This is a genomic window from Amycolatopsis sp. FU40, assembly GCF_021903635.1.
In the GTDB taxonomy this organism is placed as follows: domain Bacteria; phylum Actinomycetota; class Actinomycetes; order Mycobacteriales; family Pseudonocardiaceae; genus Amycolatopsis; species Amycolatopsis dendrobii.
Map to the genome: position 1 here is coordinate 9,306,031 of NZ_CP091381.1, position 15,466 is coordinate 9,321,496.

General features: G+C 69.3%; 16 protein-coding genes. 11 read left to right on the forward strand and 5 right to left on the reverse strand.

The features are described from left to right. Positions 1 to 13 precede the first annotated feature (13 nt). From paaZ to paaE, 6 genes are read left to right on the forward strand one after another with little or no spacing between them, the layout of a single operon-like run. Positions 14 to 2,041 (forward strand): phenylacetic acid degradation bifunctional protein PaaZ, encoded by a 2,028-nt coding sequence (paaZ, locus tag L3Q65_RS44095; protein WP_182892315.1) that lies wholly within the window; start codon positions 14 to 16, stop codon positions 2,039 to 2,041. After that, positions 2,038 to 2,979, forward strand: a complete 942-nt coding sequence (gene paaA / locus L3Q65_RS44100; RefSeq protein ID WP_182892314.1) for a 1,2-phenylacetyl-CoA epoxidase subunit PaaA — start codon at positions 2,038 to 2,040, stop codon at positions 2,977 to 2,979. The genes paaZ and paaA overlap by 4 nt, the downstream gene beginning before the upstream one ends. Continuing rightward, entirely contained in the window at positions 2,976 to 3,260 is a 285-nt protein-coding gene (gene paaB / locus L3Q65_RS44105; RefSeq protein ID WP_009073848.1) for a 1,2-phenylacetyl-CoA epoxidase subunit PaaB, read from the forward strand. Before paaA ends, paaB begins: the two co-directional genes overlap by 4 nt. 8 nt (positions 3,261 to 3,268) lie before the next feature. Continuing rightward, positions 3,269 to 4,126 (forward strand): 1,2-phenylacetyl-CoA epoxidase subunit PaaC, encoded by an 858-nt coding sequence (gene paaC / locus L3Q65_RS44110; RefSeq protein WP_237598297.1) that lies wholly within the window; start codon positions 3,269 to 3,271, stop codon positions 4,124 to 4,126. Beyond that, the gene (gene paaD, locus L3Q65_RS44115) at positions 4,123 to 4,650 is read left to right on the forward strand and encodes a 1,2-phenylacetyl-CoA epoxidase subunit PaaD (protein WP_255751337.1); all 528 of its coding nucleotides are present in this window, start codon (positions 4,123 to 4,125) and stop codon (positions 4,648 to 4,650) included. The genes paaC and paaD overlap by 4 nt, the downstream gene beginning before the upstream one ends. Further along, the gene (paaE, locus tag L3Q65_RS44120) at positions 4,651 to 5,727 is read left to right on the forward strand and encodes a 1,2-phenylacetyl-CoA epoxidase subunit PaaE (protein ID WP_237598298.1); all 1,077 of its coding nucleotides are present in this window, start codon (positions 4,651 to 4,653) and stop codon (positions 5,725 to 5,727) included. It begins immediately after the preceding gene. 400 nt (positions 5,728 to 6,127) lie between these two features. On the opposite strand, the gene L3Q65_RS44125 is transcribed toward paaE, so the two are convergent. From L3Q65_RS44125 to ccrA, 4 genes are all read right to left on the reverse strand, one after another. Beyond that, positions 6,128 to 7,243 (reverse strand): adenylate/guanylate cyclase domain-containing protein, encoded by a 1,116-nt coding sequence (locus tag L3Q65_RS44125; protein ID WP_237598299.1) that lies wholly within the window; start codon positions 7,241 to 7,243, stop codon positions 6,128 to 6,130. Between the two features lie 4 nt (positions 7,244 to 7,247). After that, the gene (locus tag L3Q65_RS44130; RefSeq protein WP_182892309.1) at positions 7,248 to 7,697 is read right to left on the reverse strand and encodes a universal stress protein; all 450 of its coding nucleotides are present in this window, start codon (positions 7,695 to 7,697) and stop codon (positions 7,248 to 7,250) included. A gap of 57 nt (positions 7,698 to 7,754) precedes the next feature. Continuing rightward, a complete protein-coding gene (locus tag L3Q65_RS44135) occupies positions 7,755 to 9,017 on the reverse strand; it encodes a chromosome segregation protein (protein ID WP_370648244.1) in 1,263 nt (420 codons plus the stop codon). A 129-nt stretch (positions 9,018 to 9,146) separates the two neighbouring features. Next, positions 9,147 to 10,487 carry a crotonyl-CoA carboxylase/reductase gene (gene ccrA / locus L3Q65_RS44140; RefSeq protein WP_037811912.1) on the reverse strand — a complete coding sequence of 447 codons (1,341 nt, stop codon included), beginning with the start codon at positions 10,485 to 10,487 and terminating at the stop codon, positions 9,147 to 9,149. A gap of 199 nt (positions 10,488 to 10,686) precedes the next feature. Between ccrA and L3Q65_RS44145 the strand changes: the two genes are divergently transcribed. Both L3Q65_RS44145 and L3Q65_RS44150 read left to right on the forward strand, forming a co-directional pair. Next, a complete protein-coding gene (locus L3Q65_RS44145; protein WP_101435391.1) occupies positions 10,687 to 11,055 on the forward strand; it encodes an SPW repeat protein in 369 nt (122 codons plus the stop codon). Between the two features lie 33 nt (positions 11,056 to 11,088). Next, entirely contained in the window at positions 11,089 to 11,682 is a 594-nt protein-coding gene (locus L3Q65_RS44150; protein ID WP_182892307.1) for a TetR/AcrR family transcriptional regulator, read from the forward strand. Between the two features lie 117 nt (positions 11,683 to 11,799). Here the strand turns inward: L3Q65_RS44150 and mce are convergent, their stop codons facing one another. Then, the gene (mce, locus tag L3Q65_RS44155) at positions 11,800 to 12,261 is read right to left on the reverse strand and encodes a methylmalonyl-CoA epimerase (protein ID WP_237598301.1); all 462 of its coding nucleotides are present in this window, start codon (positions 12,259 to 12,261) and stop codon (positions 11,800 to 11,802) included. 140 nt (positions 12,262 to 12,401) lie between these two features. Here mce and L3Q65_RS44160 point away from each other — a divergent pair, with 140 nt between their 5' ends. From L3Q65_RS44160 to L3Q65_RS44170, 3 genes are all read left to right on the forward strand, one after another. After that, positions 12,402 to 13,589 carry an acetyl-CoA C-acetyltransferase gene (locus L3Q65_RS44160; protein WP_182892305.1) on the forward strand — a complete coding sequence of 396 codons (1,188 nt, stop codon included), beginning with the start codon at positions 12,402 to 12,404 and terminating at the stop codon, positions 13,587 to 13,589. Position 13,590: 1 nt separating this feature from the next. After that, a complete protein-coding gene (gene meaB / locus L3Q65_RS44165; protein WP_182892304.1) occupies positions 13,591 to 14,565 on the forward strand; it encodes a methylmalonyl Co-A mutase-associated GTPase MeaB in 975 nt (324 codons plus the stop codon). 135 nt (positions 14,566 to 14,700) lie between these two features. Continuing rightward, positions 14,701 to 15,438 (forward strand): peptidylprolyl isomerase, encoded by a 738-nt coding sequence (locus tag L3Q65_RS44170; RefSeq protein WP_182892303.1) that lies wholly within the window; start codon positions 14,701 to 14,703, stop codon positions 15,436 to 15,438. The last annotated feature ends 28 nt before the right edge of the window (positions 15,439 to 15,466 follow it).

Genomic DNA, 15,466 nt, shown 5'->3' on the forward strand with positions numbered 1-15,466 from the left:
CGAGAGGGTCGGCATGGTTCTGCTCCGCAGCTACGTCTCCGGGGGATGGCACACGGCGCCGGGCGAGGGCGCCCCGCTGCACGACGCGGCGACCGGGGAGGAAGTGGCCCGGATTTCGTCGGAGGGGATCGACTTCGCCGCGGCGCTCGAGTACGGCCGCAGCGTCGGCGGTCCGGCGTTGCGGAAGCTGACGTTCCATCAGCGAGCCGCGCTGCTGAAGTCGCTCGCTTCGCACCTGCGCGAGCACCGCGAAGAGCTGTACGCGCTGTCGGCGCGCACGGGTGCGACGCTGGGTGACTCGAAGTTCGACATCGACGGCGGCATCGGCGTCCTGTTCAGCTACGGCTCGAAGGGCAAGCGCGAGCTGCCGAACGACACCGTGTACGTCGAGGGCGCGGTCGAGCCGCTGAGCCGCGGCGGCACGTTCGTCGCGCAGCACATCGCGACCCCGCTGCAGGGTGTCGCGATCCAGATCAACGCCTTCAACTTCCCGGTGTGGGGCCCGCTGGAGAAGTTCGCGCCCGCGTTCCTCGCCGGCGTGCCGAGCCTGATCAAGCCGGCCAGCCAGACCGCATACCTGACCGCGCGGCTCGTGGAGCTGATCGTCGAATCCGGCATCCTGCCCGAGGGCACGGTGCAGTTCGTCGCGGGCAGCGTCGGCGATCTGCTCGACCACGTCACCGCGCAGGACCTGGTGTCGTTCACCGGTTCCGCGTCCACCGCGCAGAAGCTGCGCGCGCATCCGGCGATCGTGCGGAACTCGGTGCGGTTCAACGCCGAGGCCGACTCGCTGAACTGCTCGATCCTCGCCCCGGACGCCCGGCCGTCCACGCCGGAGTTCGATCTGTTCGTCAAGCAGCTGACTACCGAGATGACGGTGAAGGCGGGGCAGAAGTGCACCGCCATCCGCCGCGCGTTCGTCCCGGCCGAGATGCTGGACGACGTCGCCGAAGCGGTCAGTGCCCGGCTCGCCAAGGTGACGGTCGGCAACCCGAACGCCGAGGGCGTCCGCATGGGCGCGCTGGCCAGCCTGGAGCAGCGCGAGGAGGTGCGTCGGTCGTTGAAGGCGCTGCTCGACGCGGGCAGCATCGTCTTCGGCGACCCGGAGCACGTCGATGTCGTGGACGGCGACGAGGCGACCGGCGCGTTCATCTCGCCGATCCTGCTCAAGGCCGACCCGGAGCGCGCCGAACCGCACGAGGTCGAGGCGTTCGGCCCGGTGTCCACGCTGATGCCGTACACGTCGGTCAAGCAGGTCATCGAGTTCGCGGCACGCGGCGGCGGCAGCCTGGCCGGGTCGGTCGTGACCGGCGACCCGGTGTTCGCCCGCGAAATCGTGCTCGGCGTCGCGCCGTATCACGGCCGGCTGCTCGTGCTCGACAGCGAAGACGCGAAGGAATCCACCGGGCACGGTTCGCCGATGCCGCAGCTGGTGCACGGCGGCCCCGGTCGCGCGGGCGGCGGCGAGGAGATGGGCGGTATCCGCGGCGTGCTGCACCACATGCAGCGCACGGCCGTGCAGGGCAGCCCGAGGGTGCTCGGCGCCGTCACCGGCCGGTGGGTCGAGGGCGGTCCGCGCGTCGAAGGCGAGCACCCGTTCCGGAAGTCGCTGGCGGAGCTGAGCATCGGCGACACCGTGGTGGCCGGTCCGCGCACCGTCACCCGCGCCGACATCGACCACTTCGCCGAGTTCACCGGCGACACCTTCTACGCGCACACCGACGAAGCGGCCGCCGCGGCGAACCCGCTGTTCGGCGGCATCGTGGCGCACGGCTACCTGGTCGTCTCGTTCGCGGCGGGCCTGTTCGTGTCGCCCGAGCCGGGGCCGGTGCTGGCCAACTACGGCCTGGAGAACCTGCGCTTCCTCACGCCGGTGAAGGTCGACGACGCGCTGACAGTCACCTTGACGGCCAAGCAGATCACGCCGCGGATCGACCAGGAGTACGGCGAAGTCCGCTGGGACGCCGACGTCACCAACCAGGACGGCGACTCGGTCGCGAAGTACGACGTGCTCACCCTCGTCTCGAAGGAGCAGCCGTGACCGCTGTGGCAGAGCCCGAACTCGAAGCCCTCTTCGAGCACACCATCGAACGGGACCAGCGCATCGAACCGCGCGACTGGATCCCCGAGGGCTACCGCAAGACGATGATCCGCCAGATCGCGCAGCACGCGCATTCGGAGATCATCGGCATGCAGCCGGAGGGCAACTGGATCACCCGCGCGCCTTCGTTGCGCCGCAAGGCGATCCTGCTCGCGAAGGTGCAGGATGAGGCCGGCCATGGGCTATACCTGTACTCCGCCGCGGCGACGCTAGGCGCCGACCGCGCGGACCTCACCGACAAGCTCATCACCGGCAGGCAGAAGTACTCGTCGATCTTCAACTACCCGACGCTGACCTTCGCCGACGTCGGCGTGATCGGCTGGCTGGTGGACGGCGCGGCGATCTGCAACCAGGTGCCGCTGTGCCGGTCGTCGTACGGGCCCTACGCGCGGGCGATGATCCGGATCTGCAAGGAGGAGTCCTTCCACCAGCGGCAGGGCTACGAGCTGCTGATGACCATGATGAGGGGCACGCAGCAGCAGCGGGACATGGTGCAGGAGGCGGTGAACCGCTGGTGGTGGCCGTCGCTGATGATGTTCGGCCCGCCGGACGCGGATTCGCCGAACACCGCGCAGTCGATGGCGTGGAAGATCAAGCGGCACACCAACGACGAGCTGCGGCAGCGCTTTGTCGACATGTCCGTGCCGCAGGCCGAGGCGCTCGGCGTGACGTTCCCCGACCCGGAGCTGAAGTGGAACGCCTCGCGCGAGCACTACGACTTCGGCGCGGTCGACTGGGACGAGTTCAAGAACGTGCTCAAGGGCAACGGCCCGTGCAACGCGGAGCGGATCGCGCACCGCCGCCGCGCGCACGACGAAGGCGCCTGGGTCAGGGAAGCCGCGGCGGCGCACGCGGCCAAGAAAGAGGTTTCGGCATGAAGCACGACTGGCCGCTGTACGAGGTTTTCGTCCGCGGGAAGCGGGGACTGAACCACGTCCACGTGGGTTCGCTGCACGCGGCGGACGACGAGATGGCGCTGCACCACGCACGCGATCTCTACACGCGCCGCAACGAAGGAGTGTCGATCTGGGTCGTTCGCGCCTCGGACATCACCGCGTCGTCGCCGGACGAGAAGGACCCGTTCTTCGCGCCAAGCGGGGACAAGGTGTACCGGCACCCGACGTTCTACGACATTCCCGACAACGTTCCCCACATGTGAGGTCTGGGATGTCCTTTGACAACGTCTACGAAGCCATCACCGAGGACAACGACGCCCGGTGGGCTTTCGGTACCGGGTTCGCCGATCCTTTGTCCGGCGTGGACGCTTCGGTTCCGTCCGGAGTGGACGGTGCGCAGCTCGCCGCGTACTGCCTGATGCTGGGCGATGACGCGTTGATCTTCTCGCACCGGTTGCAGGAGTGGGTCAGCAATGCGCCCGAGCTGGAGGACGAGGTCGCTCTCGCGAACATCGCACTCGACTTGCTCGGCCAGGCTCGCCTGTTGCTGGCTCGATCCGGTAAAGCGGACGGCACCGATCGGTCTGAGGACACCTTCGCGTTCCTGCGGGCGGAAAACGAGTTCCGGAACGTTCGGCTGGCTGAGCTGGGCGGCGGGCACTTCGGGCAGCTGATCGCGCAGCTGTTCGTGTTCTCGACCTGGCGGCTCGCGCTGTTCCAGCAGCTGGAGTCCAGTGTGGACCCGGTGCTGGCGGCTATCGCAGCCAAGGGGGTGAAGGAATTGGCCTATCACCGGGACTATGCCGCGCAGTGGCTGGTGCGGCTGGGCGACGGGACGTCGTTGTCGCACGAGCGGATGGCCGAAGGGCTGGCCGCGGTGTGGCCGTATGTCGAGGAGTTGTTCGCGAGCCATCCCGCTGAGCTGGTCGATGCGGTTTCGGTGCGGCCGGAGTTCGACGCTGTTCTGGATCAGGCGTTGGCGGCGGCTACGTTGGAGCGGCCGGAGATCGGGGCTGTCGCTGGGGTTTCCGGCCGGATGGGGCGTGACGGCGTGCATACCGAGCAGATGGGGTTCCTGCTGGCCGAGATGCAGAGTGTGGCTCGGGCGATGCCTGGGGCGTCGTGGTGACCGCCGAAGTGCTCTTTCCCGCGGAGGCGGCGTCCAACACCGCGGTCGCGGTGGCTGCCACGGTCACTGATCCCGAGCTGCCGATGCTGACGCTCGCGGATCTGGGCGTGCTGCGCGAGGTGTCCGAAGAGGACGGCCGGGTTACGGTTTCCATTACGCCGACCTACACCGGTTGCCCGGCGATGGACACCATGCGGGACGACCTGGAGCATGCCCTTCGGGGTGCTGGGTATACCGAGATCGATATTCGCACTGTGCTGGAACCGGCTTGGACGTCGGATTGGATCAGTGCGGACGGGCGGCGGAAGCTCGCCGAGGCTGGGATCGCGCCGCCGGGGGCCGCGCCTAAGCGGGTTGCCGGGCCGATTCCGTTGACACTCGGGCCTTCCGTGCGGCGGGTGGCCTGTCCGCATTGCGGGTCTTCGGATACCGAGGAGCAGTCCCGGTTCAGTGCGACTGCCTGCAAAGCCTTGCGGCGCTGCCGGTCCTGCTGGGAGCCGTTCGAACACGTCAAGGAGATTTGAGTGACTGCCACCGTTTCCCGCCGTGCCGGATTCCATTCGTTGCGGGTGGCTGAGGTTGAGCGGCTCTGCGACGACGCCGTGGCCGTCACCTTCGACGTGCCTCCCGAGCTTGCCGAGACTTATGCCTTCGCGCCTGGGCAGTCGCTCACCCTGCGCCGGGTGGTGGACGGGCGCGACGAGCGCCGCTCGTACTCCATCTGCGCCCCGGCCGGAGAGCGCCCGCGCGTCGGCGTGCGTCTCGTGCCGGACGGGGTGTTCTCGTCTTGGCTGGTCAATGAGGTTCGTCCTGGGGACACTGTTGAGGTCTCCGCGCCGACCGGCTCGTTTACTCCGGATCTTGCTGCTGGCGGTCACCATGTGCTGATCGCTGCTGGATCTGGGATTACGCCGGTGTTGTCTATTGCGGCCTCTCTGCTGGCGACGCCGGATGCTTCGGTGACTGTGCTGTATGGGAATCGGCGTACCGACACGGTGATGTTCGCTGATGATCTGGCTGATTTGAAGGATCGGTATCCGGCGCGGCTTGAGCTGGTGCATGTGCTGTCCCGGGAGCCGCGCGAGGCCGAGTTGTTCACTGGGCGGTTGGATGCGGACAAGCTGCGTGCGTTGTTCGAGTCGATCGTGCCGGTTGAGGATGTTGACCATTTCTGGCTTTGCGGGCCGTTTGGGATGGTCGCTTCCGCGCAGGATCTTCTTGGCGCGTTGGGGGTTCCCGGGGAACGGATTCATCAGGAACTGTTCTATGTGGACGATGTGCCGCCGGAGCCGGTCAAGCATGTTGATCCCGCTGTTGCCGGTGCTTCGGCTGAGGTGACGTTGGTGCTGGACGGTCGGTCTACGACGATGAATTTGCCCCGTGAGTCTTCGGTGCTGGATGGGGCTCAGCGGTTTCGGCCGGACTTGCCATTTGCTTGCAAGGGCGGGGTTTGCGGGACCTGCCGGGCGAAGGTGACTGAGGGTTCCGTTGACATGCGGCGGAATTTCGCGTTGGAGAAGGCTGAGGTGGAGGCTGGGTTTGTGCTGACCTGTCAGTCTCATCCGGTTTCTGAGCGGGTTACTGTGGATTTTGACGCTTGAATGCTCGTCGCCTGGCGGCGACATCGCTGGTGGTTGCGTGGGGCACCCCGAAGCTTGATTGTGCTGACGGTCTGGGGGTGCTTGTCAAGGCGGGAAAGATGCCTTGACAAGCACCCCCAGACCGCAGGGAGGCTTCGTATCGGGGTGCGGGGGAGGGGCTGGGTGCCTCGATGGTTGGGTGCATCGGCTGCGGTGTCGTAGGTGGTGGGGCTTGCGCCCCAATGTGGCGTTGGGTGCGTGGGACGCACCCAATGTGGCGTTCGGTGCGTCTGACGCACCCAATGCCGCATTGGGGCGGCATCCGGCGCGGGGTGGGCGGCGGGCTGTGGAGGGCTCCTTGAGGGAAGCTAAGTCCGGGAAGGGGTCCCTCACGACCGGCGGCGGGTCGTGCGGAACGGGGTTAGCGGCGCCGGCGGCGTTTGCGTGGCGCGGCGGGGGTGGGGAAGTCGTCTGGTTGTGGGGTTTCGGGCGGGGCGGGGTCGCCTAGGCCTAGCATTTCCGCGGCCAGCTGCTGGGACGACGCGAAGCGGCCGGTGGGTTTGTCCTTGGCCCTGCGGAGGGCTGACGGGCGGAGGCGGTTGTAGCCGCGCACCGCGATCGGGCGGCGGGTGCGGAGATCGAACTGTGGCAGCGATTCCAGTTCCCCGGCCAGTTCGCGATCGACCAGCACGGTCCCGGGGCGCGCGGCTGAAGTGAGCCGGGCAGCCAGGTTCACCACGGAGCCGTAGACGTCGCCGAAGCGGGAAAGGACCCTCCCGGACGCCATTCCGGCCCGGACTGCTGGGAGGCCGCCGTCTTCGCCGGTGCGTTCGGCTAGCGTCAGGGCGATTTCGGCGCCGTCGGCGGGAGTGTCGGTGACGAAGAGGACTTCGTCGCCGATCATTTTCACGACTCGGCCGTGGTGTTCCGCGATGACTTCAGTGGCCAGGGATTCGAAGCCGTCCAGGACCTGGGTCAGTTCTTCTTCGTCGGCTTCCCTGGTGAATCTGGTGTAGCCGACCATGTCCACGAAGCCGACGACCAGGGCGCGCGTTTCCAGGTCCTCGTCGGGGCTGGCGAAGGCGCGGCCCGCGAAAGCGGCCAGGTGGCGGCGCCAGACGTAGTTTTGCACTTGCTCCAGTTCGGGGAGCAGGCGCTCGACCAGGCGGGTGACCTGGCGGTCGCTGCGGGCCAGCTCCGGGTTTTCGGTGATCAGCGACCACAGCATGTGGACCTGCCACTCGGCCAGCCGGGAAAGATGCTGGCCGAGGGCACGGGTCACCGCGACTTCCATTCCGGGCGCGACCAACCCGGAACTCACCAGACCGTCGGCGATGCGCATGGCTTCGACGTCGGCGTCGGTGAACACCATCTCGTCGTCTTCGACGGTGGCGAAACCCAGCGCCCGCCACAGCCGGCGCGAGCGTTCTTCGGGTACTCCGGCTCGTTTGGCTACCTCGAGCCGGGTGTAGCGGCGGGGGCCGCCCAGCAGGGCGCGTTCCAGCCGCTGCTGCAGGTCCCGGGAAGAATCGGCCACGGCCTCAGGTGGTGTGCACGATCAGCACGTCGACGCCCGACTTCCGGGCCACCTCCGACGGCACCGAGCCCAGGATCCGCCCGGTCAGGGTGTTGAGCCCGCGGTTGCCGACCACCAGGAGATCAGCCGAGCGGTCCTTCACGACCTTGCGCAGCATGTCGACCGGCTGACCCTCCAGCGCGACCGTTTCGATGTTCGTGGCGCCGGCCTTCGCCGCGCGGTCCCGCGCGGACTGCAGCGTGTCCTCAGCGGGCGCGGAGCCGACTACCTGGTAGGCCTCGTCGCCCAGTTCGTCCTGCGCGCGTTCCACGTCTTGGCGGCTGGCCGGGTGGTACGCGCAGACGACGACGAGCGTCGCCCCCGCGTCGGCGGCCACCCCGGCCGCCTTGTCCACCGCGGCGAAGGACGAGTCGGACCCGTCCGTGCCCACCACCACAGTCCGATAGACAGCCATCCACTACCTCCCGGCGAATCGGTCAGCGGGGCGGCGCGGCCCCTTCGCGGGGGAAGGTTACTCGCCAGTCGGTTTTCCCGCCGGGCGCGGTTGCGGCTGCGGCTTGGGCACGTCGGACGTGCGCAGCCGGACGGTCTGCTCGACATCGCCGCTCGCCGCGGGCTTTCCGCTGTTCGCCGGGGCGTTCTTGCCGCCCTGACCAGCGGAGTTCTGCCCGGCCGGAGTGCTGGGCTTGCTGTTTTGCGCACCCGAAGCGGTACCGCCGGCCTTCGAGCCGGCCGGAGATCCGTTCGTGCCGGACTTCGGACCGGACCCGTTGGCGGTCTCGGCCTTGATGTCCGCGGGCACCTCGCCGTCCATCTCGCCGAGCACGTGCTGTGCCTCGGCCAGCACCGTGCGCGCCGAGCGGACCTGTTCGGCCAGGCTCGCCCGCACGCTGCGCAGGGCCTCGACCCGCTCGTTCGCCTGGGTGATCCGGCGGTTGGACTCGTCGGTGGCCGTGCGGACGCGGCGGCGGGCCTCGTCGGCCGCTTCCGCGAGCCGCGCGTTGGCCTCGGTGATCGAGTCCTGGCGGCGCTTGTTCGCGTCGGCGACCGATTCGCGCTGGCGGCGGTCGATGTCGGCCTTGGCGGCGGTCTCCTCTTCCAGCACCTTCGCCCGGATCGCGGCCGCGTCCTCGGCGGCCTCGCGGACCCGGCGCTCGGCTTCCGCCTTGCTGGCCGCCTCCTGCTCGGCCAGCACGCGCATCGCCTCCGCGCGGCGGGTCGCCATCGCGATCTCGAAGTCTTCCTCGACCTGCGTGCGGCGGGCCTCGGACTCCGCGTCTAGCTTCTTGCGCTCGGCCTCGGCCTCGTCGGTGATCCGCTTGGCCTCGGCGCGCGCGTCCTCGAGCACCTTGCGGTGCTCGGCTTCCATTTCCTTGCGGCGCAGGTCGAGTTCGGTGAGCAACTGCTCGTACCGGGCGCGCATGGCGCTGGCGTCGGTCTCCGCCTTGGCCCGGATGTGACCCGCCTCGGCCTCGGCGCGGGCGCGCGTGTCGGCGGCCTCGTCTTGGGCCAGCCGCAGCATCCGCTGGAGGCGTTCGGACAGGCCCTCGACGCTCGTCGGCGGCTGCGCGAGCCGGTCGACCTGACCGCGCAGATCGGCGATCTCGCCGCGCGCGACCTCCAGCTGCCGGGCCAGATCGCCGGCTTGGGCGATGGCGGCGTCGCGGTCGGCGGTGAGCATCTTCAGGTCGCCGTCGAGCCGTTCCAGGTGCTCGTCGACCTGGGCCCGGCTGTACCCCCGCTTCGCTACGTCGAAGCCGGCTCCCAGCGGCACGAGTTCGCGTTCATCGCCAAGACTCATGACACCACCGTAGTCGCTCCGCGGTCACGGACGGGTGAGCACCCACGGGGTCCGGCCGCTCGTGCGCCGAGCGGCCGGACCGATCGGGCAGGTGGTCTGCCTTCACGCACCGCGGAAGGCGTTGATGCCGTCGAGGTGCTTCGCGCGCAGCTCCTCGTCGCGCACGCCGAGTCCTTCTTCCGGGGCGAGCGCGAGCACGCCGACCTTGCCCTGGTGCGCGTTGCGGTGCACGTCAAGGGCGGCCTGGCCGGTCTCCTCGAGCGAGTACGTCTTCGACAGCGTCGGGTGGATGAGGCCCTTCGCGATCAGCCGGTTGGCCTCCCACGATTCGCGGTAGTTCGCGAAGTGCGAGCCGATGATCCGCTTGAGGTTCATCCACAGGTACCGGTTGTCGTACTGGTGCATGTAGCCCGAGGTGGACGCGCAGGTGACGATGGTGCCGCCCTTGCGCGCGGCGTAAACGGACGCGCCGAAGGTCTCGCGGCCCGGGTGCTCGAACACGATGTCCGGGTCCTCGCCGCCGGTCAGCTCGCGGATCTTCGCGCCGAACCGCTGCCATTCCTTCGGGTCCTGCTCGTTCTCGTTCTTCCAGAACTGGTAGCCCTCCGCGGTGCGGTCGATGATCAGCTCCGCGCCGAGCTTCCGGCAGATCTCCGCTTTCTCCGGGCTGGACACGACACACACCGGGATCGCTCCGCCGTTGAGCGCGTACTGCGTCGCGTACGAACCGAGGCCGCCCGACGCGCCCCAGATCAGCACGACGTCGCCCTGCTTCATGTCCGCGCCGTTGCGCGACACCAACTGCCGGTACGCGGTCGAGTTCACCAGCCCCGGGGAGGCGGATTCCTCCCAGGTCAGGTGCGCCGGCTTCGGCATGAGCTGGTTCGCCTTGACCAGCGCGACCTCGGCGAGCCCGCCGAAGTTCGTCTCGAAGCCCCAGATCCGCTGCTCGGTGTCGAGCATCGTGTCGTTGTGCCCGTCCGGGCCTTCCAGCTCGACGTTCAGGCAGTGCGCGACGACCTCGTCGCCGGGCTTCCAGTTGTGCACGCCCGCGCCGGTGCGCAGCACGACGCCGGACAGGTCCGAGCCGACCACGTGATACGGCAGGTCGTGCCGCTTGGCCAGCGGCGAGAGCTTCCCGTACTTGCGCAGGAACTTGAACGTCGGGATCGGCTCGAAGATCGACGTCCAGACAGTGTTGTAGTTGATCGCGCTGGCCATCACCGCGACCAGCGCCTCGCCGGGGCCGAGCTCCGGCGTCGGGACCTCGTCGACGTGCAGCGAGCGGCGCGGGTCCTTGTCCCGGCTTTCGAGGCCCTCGAACATGTCGACCTCGTCTGCGTGCACGGTGACGCCCCGGTAGCTCTCGGGCACGGGCAGCTCGGCGATCGCGTCGAGGCGGCCGTCGAGGATCGCCTGCTGGATCTCGTCGAGGTGCGTCATCGGGAACCTCCAGGGGTCGGTCGCGGCGCGACTGGACGAAATTACTCGTCGGTAACCGGGTGCCTCACTGTACGAGACAGAGGCCTTATGGACGAGTCGAAGTGTGACCAACGAATCTTGACCGCCTGGCCAGTCAAGGCGCATAGTCGGCAGTGGGAAATCTCCCTGAACGGCTCTTTTCCGGCGGAGGTGAGCACGAATGAGTGAAGTCTCGACGCGCGCCTGGACGCGGCCCTACGACTGGGCCGAGGTCGTCATCGGTGTTGTCGCCGCTCTTTCACCCCTTTGGCTGAGCACGAACACCACGATGGTGTGGACGATGGTGGTCCTCGGTGCGCTGATCGCGATCGACGGCCTGGTGTCGCTCGCGGCGCCGAGCATGGTTTACGGCGAGGGCGTGCAGATCGTCCTCGGCGCGTTGCTGTTCATCGCGCCGTGGGTGATGGGGTATACGGAATTCAACGGGGCGTCGTGGACGTCCTGGGTCGGCGGTGCGCTGACGATCATCGCCGGCGCGGCCGCGATGCCGGAGGCCAACGCCGCCCACCGGATGGCGGGCCAGCACTGACGGGGCAGCGACGCCCTGGTTGGGAAAGGTGAGATGACCGACGACTCGGCGAAGGAACGGATCCTGTGCGCGGCGGAGGAGCTGTTCGCCGAGTCCGGCTTCGAAGCGACCCCGACGTCCCGCATCGCGGAGCGCGCCGGGGTCCCGAAGGGCCTGGTCCACTATTACTTCCGCCGCAAGTCCGACCTGCTGGCCGCTCTGGTCGACCGGCTGCCGGACGAACGCATCGAACCCGCCGCGGTCGTCGTCCCCGGCGACCTGGCGGGTTCCCTGCGCAGGCTGGTCGGCGAACTCGACCGCCGGTTCACCGGCTCGCTGGGCCTGTCGCACCTGCTGTGGCGCGAGGCCGACACCCATCACGTGGTCCGCGACGCGCTGTCCGAACGGTTCCAGCAACTGGTCCGGCTGATGCGGTCGGTGATCGTGGCCGCCGCCGGCGGGCGGCTCGCCGGAGCGGACATCGACAACGCGTCCGGGCTTTTGGCCCGCGCGGTCACCCACCGGCACGCGACAGCCCGGCACACCGGCGACGACCGGCCCGCGGAGTTCGACGGCGAGCTGACCTTCGTGGCGAACGCGCTGTCGGCGCGGGCGGCCAAGGGCAACCCGCCTGCTTCGGCGGTGTGAGAACCGCACCGCGGCCTTCGCGCCCGAAGCTTCCCCAATGTGGCATTGGGTGCATGCGATGCACCCAATGTGGCGTTCGGTGCGTCAGATGCACCCAATGCCACATTGGGGCGCGGTTCAGTGCGAGGCGGCGGGCTCCACCAGTTCGACCAGAACCCCGCCCGCGTCCTTCGGATGCACGAAGTTGACCCGGCTGTTCGAGGTCCCGCGCTTGGCCGCGTCGTACAGCAACCGCAGCCCCTGCGCGCGAAGCGCCGCCGCCGCGGCGTCCACATCGGACACTCGCAGCGCGAGCTGCTGCAGGCCGGGACCGTTGCGGCCGATGAACTTGGCGATCGTCGAATCGTCCCGGGACGGGGCCAGCAGCTGGATCATCGTCTCGGTGCCCGCGGTACCCGGCGCGCGCAGCATCGCCTCGCGCACGCCCTGCTCGTCGTTCACCTCCTCGTGCGCGACCTCCAGGCCGAAGTGGTCGCGGTGGAAGGCGATGGCCGCGTCGAGGTCGGGCACGGCGATGCCGACGTGGTCGATCGCGGTCACGAACGGCTTGAGCACGGATGCGCTGGGCTCGGTGTCCATACCGGGGAGGATAAGCCCCGCCGGGCCTCGCGGAACCCCGCGTGCGCCCCCTCACACTGGCTCCATCAAGACGCGCCGGGAACCCCGCGCAGGCCGTATCGTGGGAACACTGCCAGTGCACCGATGCTTTGGAGGACGTCGTGTCCGGTTCCGTGATCCTGGGCGCTGCCCGTACCCCGATCGGGCGACTGCTCGGCTCGTTGAAGGACTTCTCGGGAGCCCAGCTGGGCGGGATCGCGATCAAGGCCGCGCTCGAACGGGCCGGCGTCTCCCCGGACCAGGTCCAGTACACGATCATGGGCCAGGTGCTCACCGCCGGCGCGGGCCAGATCCCGGCGCGCCAAGCCGCGGTCGCCGCGGGCATCCCGATGGACGTCCCGGCGCTGACCATCAACAAGGTCTGCCTGTCCGGCCTCGACGCGATCGCGCTCGCCGACCAGCTGATCCGCGCGGGCGAGTTCGACCTCGTCGTCGCGGGCGGCCAGGAGTCGATGACGCAGGCCCCGCACCTGCTGCCGAAGTCGCGCTCCGGGTTCAAGTACGGCGACACCACGCTGGTCGACCACATGGCCTACGACGGCCTGTTCTGCGCGTTCGACCAGGTCGCGATGGGTGTTTCGACAGAGAAGCACAACGGCCGCTACAGCGTCACCCGCGAGCAGCAGGACGCGTTCTCCGCGCGTTCGCACCAGCGGGCCGCGGCGGCGATCGAGGCCGGGTTCTTCCGCGAGGAGATCGCGCCGGTGTCGATCCCGCAGCGCAAGGGCGACCCGGTCGTGTTCTCCACCGACGAGGGCGTGCGGGCCGACACCACCGGCGAGAGCCTCGCGAAGCTGCGTCCGGCGTTCGCCCCGGACGGCACCATCACCGCCGGTTCGGCGTCGCAGATCTCCGACGGCGCGGCCGCGGTGATCGTGGCCAGCCCGGAGAAGGCGGCCGAGCTGGGCATCACGCCGCTGGCCGAGATCGGCGCGCACGGCGTCGTCGCCGGTCCGGACGCGAGCCTGCACGAGCAGCCGTCGAACGCGATCCGCGCCGCGCTGAAGAAGGCGAAGCTGGACGTCGGCGACCTGGACCTGGTGGAGATCAACGAGGCGTTCGCCGCGGTCGGCCTGGTGTCGAGCGAGAAGCTCGGGCTGGACGAGTCGAAGGTGAACGTCAACGGCGGCGCGATCGCGCTCGGCCACCCGATCGGCGCTTCCGGCGCGCGGCTGGCCGTGCACCTGGTGCACGAGCTGCGCCGGCGCGGCGGCGGCCTCGGTGCGGCCGCACTGTGCGGTGGCGGCGGACAGGGCGACGCGCTGCTGATCCGCGTCCCGTCGGCGTAAGTTGGCCGGCCCGGACCTCGACGAGCTGGTCGGCCGCGCGCGGGAAGGACAACCGCGCGCGGTCGCCCGGCTCATTTCGCTTATCGAGTCGGACACTGCTTCGTCGCCGCAAGTCGCGGACATCGCCCGCGCTTTGACGCCCTGTACCGGGCGCGCCCGCGTCGTCGGGCTCACCGGCCCGCCCGGGGTCGGCAAGTCAACCTCGACGTCCGCGCTGCTCACCGCCTTGCGCGGCGAGGGTTTGCGCGTCGGGGTGCTGGCGATCGACCCGTCGTCGCCGTTCTCCGGCGGTGCGTTGCTCGGCGACCGGATCCGGATGACCGAGCACGCCACCGATCCCGGCGTGTTCATCCGCTCGATGGCGACCCGGGGACACCTCGGCGGGCTTTCGTGGGCGACCCCGCAGGCGGTGCGGGTGCTGGACGCGGCCGGTTTCGATGTCGTGCTGATCGAGACTGTCGGGGTTGGACAGTCCGAAGTGGACGTTGTGAAACTGGCCGACACCACCGTGGTTTTGCTGGCTCCGGGAATGGGCGACGGCATCCAGGCGGCGAAAGCCGGGGTGCTGGAGATCGCGGACGTGTTCGTGGTCAACAAAGCCGACCGCGACGGCGCCGACGCGACGGTGCACGACCTCAAGCAGATGATCACCCTGGCCCGCCGCGAACTGCGCGGGCCGAGCTGGCGGCAGCCGATCGTCCGCACGGTGGCGGCGAAGGGCGAGGGCGTCGACGAAGTGGTGTCGGCGTTGCGGACGCATCATGAATGGCTTGTGGCACACGGGGAATTGGACCGCCGCCGCGCCGCTCGCGCCCGGGAGGAGGTCGCCGCGATCGCGTTGCGGAGGCTGCACGCGGAACTGGCGGACCTCCGGGACGGCGATCGGCTGAGCGACTTGGCGGCGCGAGTGGTGGCCCGGGAACTGGACCCGTTCGCGGCGGCGGACCGGCTGATCGCGGAGCTGAAAACCTCGTGAGCGGCAATGCCGGTGCTAACCGGCGTAGACACTCACGACCCCGCTGACAGCCGGTCAGGTTGCGACTTTCGCCGGAAGCGCAGGCAGTTTCCCGTCCCTATACTGCGATCCTCCGTGCACTGGGAGGGAACCGGAATGAAAAGACTGCTCGTGTCCGTGCTGACCGCGTTGTCGCTGGTCGCCGTGGCTGTACCGGCTTCGGCGGCTGAGGCGCCGCCGAAGGTCGCCTCGGGGCCGTGCCAGTACACCCCGACTCCGGACGACCCCGCGGTGCGCCCGGTTTCCCTGCCGCGCGACCCGAAGCACACGCCGGACCACGGCAGCGTCGACGTCGCCGTCTTCTCCAACCAGGGCCTGCTCCCGCTGCGGCTCGACCGCGCGCAGGCTCCGTGCACCGTGCAGAGCTTCTTGCACCTGGCCGCGCACGGCTTCTACAACCAGACGACTTGCCACCGGCTCACCGCGTACCCGACGCTGAAGGTCCTGCAGTGCGGCGACCCGTCCGGCACCGGCGAGGGCGGCCCGGGCTACAAGTTCCGCGACGAACTCCCGACGACGCTCCCGCCCGCCCCGTCCGACCCGACCGGCAAGCGCCGCACGTACGCGCGCGGCCTGCTGGCCATGGCGAACGCCGGCCCGGACACGAACGGATCGCAGTTCTTCGTGGTGTACGGGGATTCCAGCCTGCTGCCGAACTACACGGTCTTCGGCACGGTCGGCTCGGCTGGTTTGCGCACCCTGGACCGCGTCGCGGCGGGCGGCATCCAGCCGTCCGCGGACACCCCGCCGGGGAAGACGCCGGTGGACGGGAAGCCGGTGCGGAAGACGGATCTGGAGCTGGTTCTGCCGCTGTGCCTGTTCTGCGGCCGCTGACCGGGACGGGGTCGCGCGCGGCCGGTCG

Excerpts from the sequence above, each read along its gene's own strand:
- ccrA (WP_037811912.1), bottom strand. The coding sequence starts at position 10,487 with ATGACGCACCTCGACGAGATCCAGCAGGCGATCCTCGACGGCCGCCTC.
- mce (WP_237598301.1), bottom strand. The coding sequence starts at position 12,261 with ATGGACACCGAGCCCAGCGCATCCGTGCTCAAGCCGTTCGTGACCGCG.
- paaC (WP_237598297.1), top strand. The coding sequence starts at position 3,269 with ATGTCCTTTGACAACGTCTACGAAGCCATCACCGAGGACAACGACGCC.
- L3Q65_RS44130 (WP_182892309.1), bottom strand. The coding sequence starts at position 7,697 with ATGGCTGTCTATCGGACTGTGGTGGTGGGCACGGACGGGTCCGACTCG.
- paaB (WP_009073848.1), top strand. The coding sequence starts at position 2,976 with ATGAAGCACGACTGGCCGCTGTACGAGGTTTTCGTCCGCGGGAAGCGG.
- L3Q65_RS44145 (WP_101435391.1), top strand. The coding sequence starts at position 10,687 with ATGAGTGAAGTCTCGACGCGCGCCTGGACGCGGCCCTACGACTGGGCC.
- L3Q65_RS44150 (WP_182892307.1), top strand. The coding sequence starts at position 11,089 with ATGACCGACGACTCGGCGAAGGAACGGATCCTGTGCGCGGCGGAGGAG.
- paaZ (WP_182892315.1), top strand. The coding sequence starts at position 14 with ATGGTTCTGCTCCGCAGCTACGTCTCCGGGGGATGGCACACGGCGCCG.
- L3Q65_RS44170 (WP_182892303.1), top strand. The coding sequence starts at position 14,701 with ATGAAAAGACTGCTCGTGTCCGTGCTGACCGCGTTGTCGCTGGTCGCC.